This window comes from Affinundibacterium fentianense, from assembly GCF_018139545.1.
Lineage (GTDB): Bacteria > Pseudomonadota > Gammaproteobacteria > Burkholderiales > Burkholderiaceae_D > Undibacterium > Undibacterium fentianense.
Genome location: NZ_JAGSPJ010000001.1, coordinates 298,779 through 313,951, shown reverse-complemented (window position 1 = coordinate 313,951; position 15,173 = coordinate 298,779). Strand labels below are relative to the sequence as shown.

15 protein-coding genes are annotated in these 15,173 nt (G+C 44.4%); 9 read left to right on the top strand and 6 right to left on the bottom strand.

Annotated features, from left to right (window positions below):
• Positions 1-137: 137 nt before the first annotated feature.
• The 3 genes from KDM90_RS01355 to KDM90_RS01345 all read right to left on the bottom strand — a co-directional run bounded on the left by KDM90_RS01355 (position 138) and on the right by KDM90_RS01345 (position 3,354).
• Positions 138-1,940, bottom strand: a complete 1,803-nt coding sequence (locus KDM90_RS01355) for a chemotaxis protein CheA (protein WP_212673815.1) — start codon at positions 1,938-1,940, stop codon at positions 138-140.
• A complete protein-coding gene (locus tag KDM90_RS01350; RefSeq protein ID WP_212673814.1) occupies positions 1,941-2,684 on the bottom strand; it encodes a protein phosphatase CheZ in 744 nt (247 codons plus the stop codon).
• Positions 2,685-2,907: 223 nt separating this feature from the next.
• A complete protein-coding gene (locus KDM90_RS01345) occupies positions 2,908-3,354 on the bottom strand; it encodes a putative toxin-antitoxin system toxin component, PIN family (RefSeq protein WP_212673813.1) in 447 nt (148 codons plus the stop codon).
• Positions 3,355-3,433: 79 nt separating this feature from the next.
• On the opposite strand from KDM90_RS01345, the gene yaaA reads away from it, so the two are divergent.
• Positions 3,434-4,213 (top strand): peroxide stress protein YaaA, encoded by a 780-nt coding sequence (gene yaaA, locus KDM90_RS01340; RefSeq protein ID WP_230409539.1) that lies wholly within the window; start codon positions 3,434-3,436, stop codon positions 4,211-4,213.
• 83 nt (positions 4,214-4,296) lie between these two features.
• Here yaaA and KDM90_RS01335 read toward each other — a convergent pair whose 3' ends face one another.
• Positions 4,297-5,094 (bottom strand): outer membrane protein assembly factor BamD, encoded by a 798-nt coding sequence (locus KDM90_RS01335; RefSeq protein WP_212673811.1) that lies wholly within the window; start codon positions 5,092-5,094, stop codon positions 4,297-4,299.
• Positions 5,095-5,136: 42 nt separating this feature from the next.
• Between KDM90_RS01335 and KDM90_RS01330 the strand changes: the two genes are divergently transcribed.
• From KDM90_RS01330 to KDM90_RS01295, 8 genes are all read left to right on the top strand, one after another.
• Complete coding sequence (locus tag KDM90_RS01330; protein WP_212673810.1) at positions 5,137-6,165, top strand: RluA family pseudouridine synthase; 1,029 nt, start codon at positions 5,137-5,139, stop codon at positions 6,163-6,165.
• Positions 6,162-6,947: a peptidoglycan editing factor PgeF gene (pgeF, locus tag KDM90_RS01325; RefSeq protein ID WP_212673809.1), complete on the top strand. Its 786-nt coding sequence runs from the start codon at positions 6,162-6,164 to the stop codon at positions 6,945-6,947. Before KDM90_RS01330 ends, pgeF begins: the two co-directional genes overlap by 4 nt.
• 301 nt (positions 6,948-7,248) lie before the next feature.
• Positions 7,249-8,982: a class I poly(R)-hydroxyalkanoic acid synthase gene (gene phaC, locus KDM90_RS01320; RefSeq protein ID WP_438947419.1), complete on the top strand. Its 1,734-nt coding sequence runs from the start codon at positions 7,249-7,251 to the stop codon at positions 8,980-8,982.
• Between the two features lie 56 nt (positions 8,983-9,038).
• A complete protein-coding gene (locus KDM90_RS01315) occupies positions 9,039-9,779 on the top strand; it encodes a 3-ketoacyl-ACP reductase (RefSeq protein WP_212673808.1) in 741 nt (246 codons plus the stop codon).
• A 180-nt stretch (positions 9,780-9,959) separates the two neighbouring features.
• Positions 9,960-10,511, top strand: coding sequence for a polyhydroxyalkanoate synthesis repressor PhaR (phaR, locus tag KDM90_RS01310; RefSeq protein ID WP_212673807.1), 552 nt, complete (start codon positions 9,960-9,962; stop codon positions 10,509-10,511).
• Positions 10,512-10,622: 111 nt separating this feature from the next.
• Positions 10,623-12,005, top strand: a complete 1,383-nt coding sequence (gene rimO, locus KDM90_RS01305) for a 30S ribosomal protein S12 methylthiotransferase RimO (RefSeq protein WP_212673806.1) — start codon at positions 10,623-10,625, stop codon at positions 12,003-12,005.
• 338 nt (positions 12,006-12,343) lie between these two features.
• Positions 12,344-13,516, top strand: a complete 1,173-nt coding sequence (locus KDM90_RS01300) for a cystathionine beta-lyase (RefSeq protein ID WP_212673805.1) — start codon at positions 12,344-12,346, stop codon at positions 13,514-13,516.
• 29 nt (positions 13,517-13,545) lie between these two features.
• Positions 13,546-14,025, top strand: a complete 480-nt coding sequence (locus KDM90_RS01295) for a GNAT family N-acetyltransferase (RefSeq protein WP_212673804.1) — start codon at positions 13,546-13,548, stop codon at positions 14,023-14,025.
• Between the two features lie 235 nt (positions 14,026-14,260).
• Here KDM90_RS01295 and KDM90_RS01290 read toward each other — a convergent pair whose 3' ends face one another.
• Together KDM90_RS01290 and KDM90_RS01285 are read right to left on the bottom strand one after the other, a co-directional pair.
• Positions 14,261-14,533 (bottom strand): hypothetical protein, encoded by a 273-nt coding sequence (locus KDM90_RS01290; RefSeq protein ID WP_212674506.1) that lies wholly within the window; start codon positions 14,531-14,533, stop codon positions 14,261-14,263.
• Positions 14,534-14,663: 130 nt separating this feature from the next.
• Positions 14,664-15,068: a cupin domain-containing protein gene (locus KDM90_RS01285; RefSeq protein WP_212673803.1), complete on the bottom strand. Its 405-nt coding sequence runs from the start codon at positions 15,066-15,068 to the stop codon at positions 14,664-14,666.
• Positions 15,069-15,173: the final 105 nt, after the last annotated feature.

Sequence of the window (15,173 nt, the reverse complement as noted above, 5' to 3'; positions counted from 1 at the left end):
ATAACGTAAGAAGATTACGCCATTCTGACAGAGTCTAAGAATCCTTGTATAAATGGGGCAATGATCACGAATCGCTTCGAATTTGCATCTCGTACAGTTAGAGAATAAATTAAGGCAATATAGGCTCTAATTGGATTCTAAGCACCAATTCTCTCGACGACTTTGCAACCATCCAACAAGAAAGATAAACTAATAACCAAGACTAATTCACCCTCGGCAGACCTTGCTGTGCCTGTGATGCCCGGTGTCGAAATACAAGTCAGAGGTTTAATAACCAGATCAGACGTACCGTCAACTGAGTCCACCGAAATGATATAAGGATTCGGTGCCGCGATCACAATGCCAACGCGTTCGGTGCTCTTTTCATAGCCTAAAACTTGACCAAGTGATCGGATTGGCAGTGGTCTTCCTAAATCACGCAAGACGGGTTGCCCACCAACACTTTCAAATGTTTCTGGAAGCTCAACCACGCGTTGAACTGTTGCCATCGGTAGCGCCAATGAAGCACCAGCGGTTCTTACGAGCATCGTTGGGACGATCGAAAGTTCGATCGGGAGCCGAATTATAAACGTCGTACCACGACCTAATTGTGAATTAATCCGTATCGCTCCACGGTGGCGTTCTACAGCGGTCTTTACAACATCCATGCCGACTCCACGACCAGAGACGCTCGAAGCGACTTCTTTCGTGGAAAAACCTGGAAGAAATACCAGTTGGAACGCTTCATCATCGGTACGTGCTTCGTGGGTACTAATTAAACCTTTGGCGATCGCTTTTTCACGCAGGCGATTTGCGTCCATTCCTTTGCCATCGTCGGTGACTTCGATCATGACGCTGCTGGCTTCTTGCCAAGCCTTTAATAAAATTTTCGCTCGAGCAGGTTTTGACGTTTGTGAACGTTCTTCTGAAGACTCAATTCCATGATCAAGTGAATTGCGAAGCATGTGAACCAAAGGATCGTACAAACTATCGACAACTACACGATCTACCTCAGTCTCTGCACCGGAAATTTCAAGATCGACTTCTTTGCCGAGATCCTTAGCTAATTCGCGAATCAGGCGAGGAAACTTTTGGAATAAACGACCGACCGGTTGCATACGTGTCGCCAAAGTAGCACGTTGCAACTCTGTTGAATAACGTGACGCGCGGTTAAGTGTTTCGGTGAGCGCTGACATCAAAGGTGCGGCGTCTCCGTCAAACGGAAATTGAGAAAGTTTTTCTAGTAAGACCGCAGCTTGATTTGCCGCCTGAACAGACTCGCCAGCGACCTCTAACAAAACATCAAGTTTAACCGCGTCAATCCGAATGCTTTCCTCTTTAACAGGTGCGTTTTGTTTGATTTCGTTACTGGCAAGTGATGATTTGACTGCCTCTTGTTCCTGTTTGATGACAGGGTTGATGGCGACTACTTCCGGCAAGGTGCCCGCAGGAACGACTGCGCGATAATAGGCATCCCAAGGAACATCTCCCTCGTTACCAGGAGGCACATTGGTGGCAACTTCCAGACTTACCACGGGAGCAGGGGAGGATTTTGCTGCGACTGGCGACGAGCCTGTTTTACCCTCGATCGCATCATTTAGCAATTGTTCCAATGCTGCTGGCATCGTTGATAACTGGTCAGGATCTGTGCCATTGTTTAACGCGGTGAGTTGATCTGATACGAATCCGCTTGCCTCAAGTGCAGCCTCGATCGCGAGAGGAGTAACGGGCGATTTACCAGTACGCAGGGCGTCGAAAAGATTTTCGGTCAAATGACATGCCGAAACCATTGCGGTAAGGTTCATAAAACCCGCACCGCCTTTGATTGTGTGGAACGATCTAAATACCGCGTTAAGCGTATTCATATCTTCAGGGTTTCTCTGTAGAGAGAGCAAATGCTCCTCGACATTGACCGCGAGATCGAGTGCCTCAACGACAAATTCTTTGAGCATGTCGTCCATTTAGAATCCCAAGCTATCAAGTAGATTATCTACGTCATCCTGCTCTAAGGCTGCATTTGGCACGGACGGTCCTTCCATCAATTCTATCGCTTTTTCTTTGAGCTCAGTCGGGGCGTTGTCCAATAAAATCTGTGCCAATTCTCTCTCGACCGACTGAGTTATGACCAATACCTTCTTGATCAGTTGCCCGGTTAGATCTTGAAAGTCTTGGGCCATCATAATGTCTAGCAGACGCGCTTTTTCTGCATCGGTGGAAGCGATTACTTTATTCGCAAAAGACTTAGAGTCGGATGCAAGCAATTTGAATTCGTCAACGCTCATTTTTCCGGCGAATAAGGTATTCCATCGATCTTCGACATCTTTCGCATTTTTTGCAAGTTGGTCCTGTTCGGGAATCCCAACGTCGGTTGCGTTTAGCACTTTGTTCGCGGCTTGCTCGGTCAGCGTAGCGACGTATTCGAGTCGACCTTGTGCGTCGGATATTTGCGACGCCACATCAGAAAGTGATCGGTCATAGCCCAGTTCCCGCATCGAGTCATGCATCATCCTGACAAGCCCACCAAGCCGATCAAACATGGGCTTACCAGCCTGCTCGCTATCAAGCATCAACGAAAGTTTGTTGTGCTGGGTGTCAATATGCGTTTCTTCTTGCGGGGCGCTTGAAGCTGTCAAAGGTGCAGTGACCTCACGTTGATTGGACATCTCTTCAAACAATGCATCTAGATCATCTGCTGAATCAGTCATAATGGTTCTCTCTCCTAATTCTAATATTTTGATGCGCTGCTGTCGGTTGAAATATAGTTTGTGCAAATTAGGGCATTTCAACTCAACATGGGTGCCTAAAGTCGCCTGACTAACTTCTCGAAATGATAAAAACTTTACTCATGGCAACCTGACTTGCATGACGTAAGGATAACCCTGAGCAACAAAATTTGTCATCACTTTATTGTGCATTTAGTGAATTTATTTACAAAGCTTGCGAATTTGCAACTAGTCTCAGCAAAAATCTCTCTGGTGTCTCGATTGAGAATAAATTCATGTGACGAATTTTTCTTGCTAATTTCAACAGTGCTTTATCTTTTGTAATCAATACATCGACCCTCGCGTCGCGCGCGATTTCCAAAAACTTTTGATCGTCTTTGTCACTGCAAATTGGTAATCGTTCTAAGGTCGGTGCAGGTGTCTCGACTCTTATATATTGGTCAAAAAGTAGTGCAATTCCCGGCCTAGTTTTGTCGTCAATGGGTAAATGTGAGTAATGCAGAACCGCCAACCACTCTTCGCGGCAGTCTGAACGACTAATCGCGTACAATTCGCCTCTTTGTAAAGCTTCGAACATCGCTTGCCAACGTTGATCCTTGAACGCGAAAAGATCCAAGCAAACATTGGTGTCGATTACAATCTTTAGTTTCATAGTGTTTATTGAAAGCCCAATACTTTTCTTGAAGCGAGCTTTATATTCCTTTATTTGATCATTTTGATTATTTCATTTTATGCTGATTTTGTTGTCTCCCGCAAAAAGTCTTGATTTCACCTCGCCGATCCCTTTAAAAACTTCAACTGAACTTCGCTTCTTACCGGAAGTCGAATACCTAGCTCAATTGGCTTCCAATTTAGAGTCCGCAGATTTGCAAACACTCATGAAAATATCACCTGAGTTAGCAGAATTGAATGTGAAGCGTTTTCAAGAGCTTGCTAGTGATTGGAATGGGAAGTCGATGCGACAGGCTGTTTTTGCGTTTGATGGTGACGTGTACGATGGCCTTCAGGCTCGTACTATGCTCAGAAAAGAAGTTAGCTACCTGCAAAAACATTTGCGTATATTATCTGGCCTGTATGGCTTATTAAGGCCCTTAGATAAGATTCTCGCCTATCGTTTGGAAATGGGCACCCCGTTGAATAACGTGGCTGGTACCAATTTATACGCCTATTGGGGCCATAAGTTGCTCGGGCAAATTAAAGAGGATATGCAAATTATTAATGCAAAATGCGTATTGAATCTCGCTTCGGATGAGTATGCGAAAGCTGCAAAGCTCAAGCTTTTGGGGTTTCCCGTGATTCAACCTATCTTTCAGGATTACTCAAATAACCAATATAAAGTGATTTCTTTTTTTGCGAAGAAGGCCCGTGGTGCGATGGTGCGATTTTGTGCTGAGAATAATATTACTGAAGCTAAACAGATAAAAACTTTTGATCGTGATGGTTACCGCTTCATCGAAGAAGAAAGTTCTGCTTCGGCTTGGATTTTTCGTCGAAAATTAAACAATTCTTGAGGGTTTAACTTGCAGTTTGAAAATCGTCAAACAAAAAAGCTGCAAAATTGCAGCTTTTTTGTTTTTTTATGAGCTCAGTTTACTTAGCTCCAAAATTTCCACCATGACTTTTTGTTTCCATAAGTCTCAATTAAATTGCTCTTGGGGAAATTCATCGTGAACACACGCTTCGCATCATCTCGCAATTCGATCATCCCCATCGCATCATAGGCCTTAATGAGTACCACCAAGGCTTCTTCAATTGCCGGCGCATCAGGATATTCTTTTATTGCAGACTGTGCTCGATTTGCGGCTGCTACATAGGCATTCCTACGCAGATAATATTTAGCAACGTGCAAGTCGTACTGCGCTAATGCATTTGCTAAATATTTCATACGAGCAATCGCATCTGGCGTATACTTACTATTTGGGAATTGCGTGACGAGTTCTTTAAAGGCATCAAATGAATCACGGGTGGCTTTAGGGTCACGTTCGGTAATATCTTGGTTCGCAATAAAACTGAAAAAGCCCATGTCATCATTAAAGTTGATCAAGCCTCGTAAGTAATACATGTAATCAACATTCGCGTGGTTTGGATGTAATTTTATAAAGCGATCAACTGCGGCAAGAGCTTGCGCTTGATCTCCTTGCTTGTAGTGAGCATAGGCAATTTCTAATTGTGCTTGTTGAGCATAAGTTCCAAATGGATACTTTGATTCAAGTCTTTCAAACAGTTGAACCGAGCGTTCATAAGAACCCGAAGCAAGTTCGTCCTTTGCTTCAGCGTATAATTTCTCAGCGGACCAATTTTTACTTTCCTCTACTTTATCGCCGAAAATGCCACAGCCAGCCAGCGATATCGATAGAGCCAAACCAAACAATTTTATGTATTTAATGTGCATAAGCTTCGCAAGTGCATGAGAATAATGAACGGATTATAGCCGATGGCAATTAATGTTATACCAAAAGACGAAATGATTTTAACCGATACTGAGTTAGATCTCGATGAAATTGACCATGGGGGCGAAGATTTCAAGGGATCAACATTACAAAAGATTGAAATTAAGTTGCCGGATAGTATCTGCGGACAGCGCTTAGATAAAGTACTTTCCACACTGGTTCCCGACTATTCGAGAAGTCGAATTCAGCAGTGGATTGAGCAAGGGCATGTGCTCGTGGATGGAAAAGTATCAAAAATCAAGACAACCATGTTAGGCGGGGAAGTGGTGCAGGTTCAACCGCAAGCCGCAGCCGATGAGAATGCGTTCGCGCCGGAGGATATTCCTCTCAATGTCGTGTATGAAGATGATGCAATCATGGTGATTAATAAACCGGCTGGATTGGTTGTGCATCCAGGCGCTGGAAATTGGTCGGGTACTTTATTAAACGGTATTCTATTTCATCGACCAGCTCTCGCGATGGTACCTCGCGCGGGGATCGTGCACCGACTTGATAAAGACACTTCAGGCTTAATGGTGGTCGCGAAGACCCTAATTGCACAAACCGAATTAGTGCGTCAATTGCAAGCTAGGACTGTTAAACGAGAATATGCTGCATTGGTTTGGGGCACGCCAAGCAGTCATGGGACGATTGACGCTGCGATGGCAAGGCACACCCGTGATCGGCTAAAGATGGCGGTGTCGCATAGTGTATTGGCGAAGCCCGCAATCACCCACTATGACAGGCTTGCAACCGGAATGCTAGAACGTTTTCCAGTTAGTTTGGTTGCTTGTCACTTAGAAACGGGTCGAACTCATCAGATTCGGGTCCACATGGCTTCACTTGGTTTTCCCCTCGTCGGCGATACGCTTTATGGTAAACAACATTTGGCAAGATTTTTTGCGCGCCAAGCTCTACAAGCGAGAAAGCTAGGTCTAATTCACCCAATTTCCGGATCTGCCATGGAATGGAGCATTCCTCTAGAGGCCGATTTTGTTGAATTGATTAGTCAAGCGGGTATGCCAGCACAATGAGTTTGATCTGCGACGATGAAACAGGGCTAACACTAATTCGACCCGACTGGCCAGACTGCCCTTCAAATGTCATGGCTTATTCCAGTACGCGAATAGGCGGGGTTAGTCACGGACCCTATGGCGATATTGATGGCGATAATGGTTTAAATTTGGGTGATCATGTTGGTGATCAACCCAATGCAGTTCAGACGAATCGACAATGCATTGGCGATTTTATGCCTGCACCTGTCACATTCTTATCACAAAAGCATGGGATCATATGTGTCAATGGCGAGCATGTCCCGCCAAATGATGTGCCAGCTGCTGACGCGATCTATACGACAAAAGCGGGCTTAACCTGCGCTGTATTGACAGCCGATTGTTTGCCCATCTTGTTGGCTTCTCTAGATGGATTTGCTGTTGGTGCAGTTCATGCAGGTTGGCGCGGTCTACTCAACGGGGTGGTCGAATCGGCGGTCGAGTCGATGCGTCACGCAGGAGCAAGCGCAGTCACTGCTTGGTTGGGGCCAGCAATTGGACCGCAGGCATTCGAAGTTGGAGAGGATGTATTTCACGCATTCGTTTCGAAATCGAGTCGCTTTCGCCCCTGTTTTGTGGATACGCCAAAACAGGGTAAGTGGTTGGCTGACCTATACGGTTTGGCAAGAATTGTGCTCCAACAGCAAGGTATAAAAAGTATTGCAGGCGGTGAATTTTGTACGTTCACACAGAAAGAGTTGTTTTATTCGTTTCGGCGAGAACAAATCACAGGCAGGATGGCAAGCTGGATTTGGATCACTTAGTTAATTTGATTTCTCTCGCGATTGGCGTTCAAGTTCACGAATTTTTCGTTTTCTAGCGGGCGAACTAAGTATATATAACACCAATGTTAACGGAATAACGCAGTAAAAAATAAAAGTCATGACACCAGCAATTGCCGATGATTCAGCCAGAGACATCAGTAATACGACATAAATCCATGCGATTGCGATAAGATACAAAAAAGCCATATTGATTCAAATAAGTGACGTTATCAATAAAGAAAACGTGGTGCGTTTGGAATTAGATAGACGCGACAATACTCTAAAACGAGGAATTTGCATAATGAGTGAAAATACGCAAGCGATGTATACGAACTGGATGCAACAACTGTTGCAGCACAATCCGTGGAACGAATGGATGCAAAAGCAAAGCGCAAATACGTCAAATCTTTTTGGTGCTGACTCGTCCATACTTGGAATGCTTAAAGAGCTTGGTGCTGAAATCGATCCTCAGGTTTTGGGCCGTTTGCAATCAGAATATCTTGTCGAGCTTGGACAACTTTGGCAGGATTTTTTGACTTCAAAACTTCCTGAGTTCAGTGACCGTCGCTTTGCTTCGAATGATTGGCACCAACAAGCAACCCATGCGTATAACGTCGCAATCTATTTATTAAATGCGCGTTTTCTTGGCTTATTGACCGAAGCCGTCCAAACCACCGAGAAGAAAAAACAGAAAATACGATTTGCAGTTCAGCAAATCATTGATGCGGCATCACCGGCGAATTTTCTAGCGACAAATCCCGAGGCACAAGCAAAGCTAATTGAAACAAAAGGCGAAAGTTTGATGCAAGGAATTACGCAGATGTTAGAGGACCTCAAAAAAGGAAGAATTTCTCTGACGGACGAAGCTGCTTTTCAAGTGGGTAAAAATGTCGCCACGACCGAAGGATCCGTGGTGTTTGAGAATCGTTTATTCCAATTGATTCAGTACAAGCCATTAACAAAAACAGTGCATCAACGCCCACTATTGATGGTTCCTCCTTGTATTAATAAGTACTACATTTTAGATCTGCAACCAGAAAATTCTTTGGTCCGATATGCTCTTGAACAAGGGCACACTGTATTTCTTGTTTCTTGGGTAAATCCTGATCTCTCTCTGGCCGACCTGACTTGGGACGACTATATTGAATTGGGCGCGATTCAAGCGATTGAAGTTGTACAGCGGATTACAAAGCAAGATAAGTTGAATGTTTTTGGCTTTTGCGTAGGGGGAACGATCGTCTCAACAGCCTTGGCCGTACTCGCCAATCGAGGCAATCATCCAGCAAGTAGTTTGACTTTGTTGACAACTTTATTGGATTTTTCAAATACAGGCGTCTTGGATGTCTTCGTCGATGAACTTCAAGTTAGTATGCGAGAGCAGACCTTAGGGCATGGTGGGTTAATGCCGGGACGAGATTTGGCGAGTACATTCTCAAGTTTGCGTCCGAATGATTTGGTGTGGAATTATGTTCAATCGAATTATTTAAAAGGGCAAAAACCACCAGCATTTGATCTCTTATATTGGAATTCAGATAGTACTAACTTGCCGGGACCGATGTTCTGTTGGTATTTGCGTCACACCTACCTCGAAAATAGCTTGCGTGTGCCTGGCAAATTGCAGGTGGCGGGAAGTGCAGTGGATTTATCGAAGATCGACGCGCCTGTATTTATCTATGGGTCAAGGGAGGATCATATTGTGCCGTGGCAAGCAGCGTACGCCTCTTGTTCAATACTCAATCCAAAGAAGTCGAACCGCAATCGATTTGTTTTAGGTGCGTCAGGTCATATCGCTGGGGTAATTAATCCGGCCTCGAAGAATAAACGTAATTACTGGATCAATGAAAAATTAGATGCGAATCCGCAAACATGGCTAGATCATGCAGAGGAGCGTCCCGGTAGTTGGTGGCCTGAATGGGCAACATTTTTGGCAGATCATGGTGGAAAAATGATAAAAGCCCCCGCCAAAGTCGGGGCGGTAGGGTATAGTGAGATTGAGCATGCACCAGGGCGATATGTTCAAGTTCGTGCCGATTGAAGTAATACGATTGTAGTAATAAGTTGGGTCTTTCAAAAAAACTCTGGAGATGAAGAATGTCAAAGCGAATTGCTTATGTAACTGGTGGTATGGGTGGAATCGGGACACCAATCTGTAAACGTTTGTGCAAGGATGGCTATACAGTCGTTGCCGGCTGTGGTCCAAATTCTCCACGTAAAGACAAATGGTTGGCGGATATGCGTGCAGAAGGCTACGACGTCCATGCTTCCGAAGGCAATGTTTCAGATTGGGAGTCAACTCGTGCTGCATTTGAAAAAGTGCGTGCTGAGATCGGTGAGATTGATGTTTTAGTCAATAACGCAGGGATCACCCGCGACGGTCAATTCCGCAAAATGAGTAAAGCAGATTGGGATGCCGTCATCGATACAAATTTGAATTCCTTGTTTAATGTCACGAAACAAGTGATAGAGAGCATGGTTGACCGCGGTTGGGGACGTATCATTAACATCTCTTCAGTGAACGGCCAAAAAGGACAATTCGGTCAAACAAATTACTCCACTGCAAAAGCGGGGATTCATGGATTTACAATGGCTTTGGCGCAAGAAGTCGCGACCAAAGGTGTGACTGTAAACACAGTATCACCTGGCTATGTTGGTACAGACATGGTAAAAGCAATTCGTCCCGATGTATTGGAAAAAATTGTGGCAGGTATTCCTGTAAAACGTTTGGCTGAACCTGAAGAAATTGCATCGATCGTTGCTTGGATTGCCTCTGAAGAGGGCGGTTATGCAACCGGATCGGACTTCTCTATCAACGGTGGTTTACATATGGGGTAATTGATCGCTATTGCGGTTGAACTATTCCCAAGAATTTTGCACTAAGTATAATGCTGTTCTGCAGCATATGGTTTGCAGCACAAGCGATACCGTAAAATTCACCAGAGGTGTTCGTTAATCCAAAAGGCTATCGAACACCTTTTGATTCGATTTTAAATGACGTTTTTAAACGAGAATGCAATGAATAGTACAAAAAAAATAAGCAAGCATTTGATCAAGAAATACCCAAATCGTCGCTTATACGATACCCAAACCAGTAGTTACATCACTTTGGTGGACGTCAAACAGTTTGTCATGGAGAACGACGACTTCGCAGTGGTGGATGCAAAAACAGGCGAGGATTTGACGCGTAGTATTTTATTGCAGATTATTTTGGAAGCCGAAGCTGGCGGTGCGCCTATGTTTTCTAGTGTTGCATTGGCACAGATCATCCGTTATTACGGACATGCCATGCAGGGCATGATGGGCTCGTATTTGGAAAAAAATATTCAAGCGTTTATAGATATTCAAAATAAATTAACTGAAGGTGCGGCAGGTGGCATTGATGGGAAGGCGTTTAGTCCCGAAATGTGGACACAGTTCATGAATGTGCAAGGGCCAATGATGCAGGGTATGATGGGCAATTACATTGACCAAAGCAAAAATTTATTTGTTCAAATGCAAGAACAAATGCAAAATCAGTCTAAGAATATGTTTGGATTTCCGTTCGCCTCAGATGACAAGAAAAAGTAATTAATTCAAACGCTTGAATTGAATTTAAGGCGAATTTAGTCTGCATTCTTGCGCTTTAGTAAGTCGTGTAGAAAGGGTACAATAGCGAATTGCTTTGTATCCTTTTTTATTATGTCCAACGAAACTCCTCAATCTGCATCGACAAATACATCGCCAAAAGTAGGCTTTGTATCCCTCGGGTGCCCGAAAGCCTTAGTCGATTCAGAACAAATTCTCACTCAACTCCGCGCTGAAGGCTATGAGACGGCGAAATCCTATGATGGAGCCGATTTGGTCGTGGTCAACACCTGTGGATTTATCGATGCAGCTGTGCAAGAGTCCTTAGATGCCATTGCGGAAGCACTTAATGAAAATGGGAAAGTGATCGTCACGGGGTGCTTGGGCGCCAAAAAAGACGCTGCAGGCAATGATCTGATTAAGAGTATCCATCCTAAAGTATTGGCGGTGACTGGACCACATGCATTGACAGAAGTGATGAGTGCGGTGCATGAGCATTTACCAAAACCACATGAACCTTTCATTGATTTGGTACCAGCACAGGGCGTCAAACTCACCCCTAAACATTTTGCTTATCTCAAGATTTCCGAAGGCTGCAATCATCGCTGTAGTTTTTGTATTATCCCTTCTATGCGTGGTGATCTCGTTTCGCGTCCAATCGGCGAAGTGATGGTCGAAGCTGAGAATTTATTTAAGGCGGGTGTGAAAGAATTACTCGTCATTTCTCAAGATACCAGCGCCTACGGCGTCGATGTGAAATTCCGGACAGGATTCTGGGATGGTAAGCCGGTTAAGACGCATATGACGCAATTGGTCGAGGCACTCGGTGAATTGGCAAAACGCTACGATGCTTGGGTGCGTCTGCACTACGTCTATCCGTATCCACACGTTGATCAAATTATTCCGTTTATGAACAACGGTCACGTGTTGCCGTATCTCGATGTGCCCTTACAACATGCGCATCCCGACGTATTGAAACGTATGAAACGTCCAGCCAGCGGCGAAAAAAATATCGAACGAATCAAGGCATGGCGTGAGATGTGTCCAGAAATTACGATACGCTCCACCTTTATCGCAGGCTTTCCTGGTGAGACAGAAGAAGAATTTGAATATCTTCTCGACTTCTTGAAAGAAGCAGAGATTGACCGCCTAGGCTGTTTTGCCTATTCACCAGTTGAAGGAGCGACTGCAAATGAATTGGCGAATCAGTTGCCAGATGAGGTGAGGGAAGATCGCCGTCGTCGCGTCATGGAATTGCAAGAAACAATTTCAAAGAAACGCTTGCAAGCCAAAGTGGGCAAAACGATGCGCGTATTGATCGATAGTTTGGATCGCAGTGGCGGTGTAGGACGAAGTGCTGCTGACGCGCCAGAAATTGATGGTGTTGTGTATGTTAAGCCACCATTTGAACCTCATCGTAAATTGAAAGTCGGTGAATTTGTGGACGTCACAATTACCGCAGCAGATGCACACGATCTATGGGGTGAAGCGATTTAATCACCCGAAAGATTTTCGCAATAATGATGTTGACTGCGCTACTTTTTAATCAGGATTTTCTTGGTTTAAATCAAAGCCTGGACGATGTTATATTGCGCAAGTCTGATTTTGGTGAGCTTTAATTAAGGGCGTTATCGCCCTTTTTTTACGAAAAATTTTGATAGTTATATTAGGAATAAATAAGAACTGCGCACAACAGCCCCTACTATCGCTGGCTCTTGATTAGCTTATGCCCAGGTTGCTCTGCCAGTGCGAAGGGAAGTAACTTCCTGATTGCAACGCCGTCAGAGATGGTTTTGCGTCAGTCCAATAAATTGATGGAATAATTGATTGAAGAGATGATGAATAAAAAGACTCAAGGAACTAATACCGCGATTGTCCATTCCGGTTTTAAAGCACCCGAAGGATTTTCTGCATTTCCAACCGCGATTCACCATGCATCAACGGTGCTGTTTAAAGATGTCGCTGCAATGCGCGCACGGAGTTGGCTGAATAAGTCGACTTATACCTATGGCTTGCATGGCACGCCAACGAGTTTTCAACTTGAGGCCGAAATTGCTCAGATTGAAGGTGGTTCCTATTGTGTGCTTGCACCAAGCGGATTGGCGGCGATTACCTTGGTGAGTTTGAGTTTTCTTGGAACTGGCGATGATGTACTAATTCCCGATAATGCCTACGGCCCCAATAAAGAATTGGGCGCTTGGTTAAAGCAAAGCTTTGGTATTAGTGTGCGGTTTTATGATCCAATGATAGGCGCAGGGATTGCGGATTTGATTTTGCCAAACACCAAATTGATTTGGGCAGAGGCACCTGGATCGGTATCGATGGAAGTGGCCGATATACCGGCAATTTGTCATGCAGCGCATGGTAAAGGTGTATTGGTCGCCCTAGACAATACCTGGTCCGCTGGGCTCGCATTCAAACCGTTTGAGCATGGTGTCGATATTTCCATGCAGGCACTAACGAAATATCAAAGCGGTGGTTCTGATGTCTTGATGGGGGCGGTGATTACCCGAGATCAAGAGCTGAATAATCGCTTGTTGATGACCCACATGCGTCTCGGCTTGGGCGTGGGTATGGACGATGTGTATTTGGTTTTACGTGGTCTGCAAAGTTTGAAATTACGTTTTGAAGCACACGATCTTGCTGCGCGTAAGCTTGCGGCTTGGCTAAAGACACGACCTGAAATCGCTAAAGTATTACATCCAGCGTGGGAAGATTGTCCTGGTCATGCGATTTGGCAGCGTGACTTCACTGGGGCAGGGGGCTTGTTCTCAGTACTATTTCACGAGAAATTTTCGGAGGAGCAAACCGATCAATTCGTGAATCAATTGAAGTTATTTAAAATAGGCTTTAGCTGGGGCGGCTCCCATAGTCTTTGTGTTCCTTATCGTATCGAAACCATGCGCGAAAATTGGAGCGAGAAGGGGACTTTAGTGCGTTTCAATGTTGGACTAGAAGATGTCGATGATTTGATCGCCGATATAGCGCAGTCTTTAGATCAACTGTAATTAATTTATAAAATAAACCGAGGCTCATTTTGACAATTCGTATTCGTAAAGCAGCTCCATCCGACGCATCCACTATTCATGGCTTTATTCTGGAATTAGCGATCTATGAAAAAGCAGAGCATGAAGTAAAAGCTAGCATCGCAGAAATTGAAAGCAGTATTTTTTCTTCTGACTCTCCTGCAAAAGCATTGATTTGTGAGAAAGATGGCGAACCCATTGGATTCGCCGTGTATTTTTACAACTACTCTACGTGGCAAGGCAAAAAAGGTCTGTATTTAGAAGATCTGTATGTCTCACCAAAACATCGTGGTTTGGGAGCAGGCAAATTCCTCTTACGCCACCTTGCTCAAGTTGCTGTGGAAGAGGGATGTGGACGCTTTGAATGGAGTGTTTTGGATTGGAATCAACCTGCGATTGATTTCTATGACTCTGTTGGTGCAAAGGCGCAAGCCGAGTGGGTTAAATATCGTTTGGCCGGTGATGATTTAATCCATTTTGCGCAGTCTTGATTGGTGCTCAACGTAGACAATATTCATTACATCAAAATGCTAACACTTTAATTGTTAGGTGTGACATTCATACGCTTCGTGCGAAAAAATGCTGCCAAAGTTAGCTGGAAATTAGACGAGTATTGAACTGATAAAATGAATCAGTGCAGGAATTTTTCAATGATCAGTATCGCCGATCGAGTAGAGGTAAAATTCTATGTGGAAAATCACCTCTTCTCAAATAACAAGGTCTTGATTATTTGCTAGCGGCAGATGCCGCTGCAGAACTAGCAGTAGGTGTTGCTTCAGTTGCTGATGCTGATGCTGATGAAGTTGCAGTCGCAGAAGCCTCTACTACTGGTGCTACAACGCTTGCTGACGCAGATGCTGCCGGAGCTGAAGCGTGTTCAGAGGCTGCACCAGAATGCGCACCCGCTTCGCCCTGCATGTCCATCTTATCGCCTGCTTTGAAAATAAAGAATAAAGCGATTGCTGCAAAAACCAAAAAACCGACTAGTGCTTTCCACATATAGACTCCTCTTTTACTAAGTTAAAAAAACGAAAAATAATTTAGGTGTTACAGTTTTAATGCAATCTCGATGGCGATGATAAAACCCGGTTACTAAGAAATCAGCAGCTTCGTATTGGCTGCTTAGTGATCAGCTCCCAAGCGTTTGAGGGCGTGGATCGACACCGTTTATCGTACCTTCGCCAGGTGTAATAAATAAAATCCTACAACTCTTTTTCACGAGGGCAGTGTGCCAGGTTCCCTTTGGAACAATGACGAAACTCCCTGGTGTATTTAATTCAATTTGGCGCTCTACACCGTCAGCGTATAACAACAAACTAGCTTCTCCGGAAATAAGATAAAGCGTTTCATCTCCGTGGGGATGCATTTCCCATGTTGGCCAGTCGGATGAAAACGTGTATTCCGACACCAACATGCATCCTTTAAATTGCTCAAAATTTGCGTCGAGTTCCTCGTAAATGCTAGGTGTTACTGGAATCTCGGTTGCTGCTTGTTTCGCGTCGATGACGATAAAATTTGAGGCTAGCTGTGGCATATCGGGCACCGTATATTTGTTGGGCAAAACGCGTTAAGCAAAATGGTGAAGCAAGTAATTTAAAAAAATATAATGCGAGAGCAAAAAATGACGCCACAAAAAGCA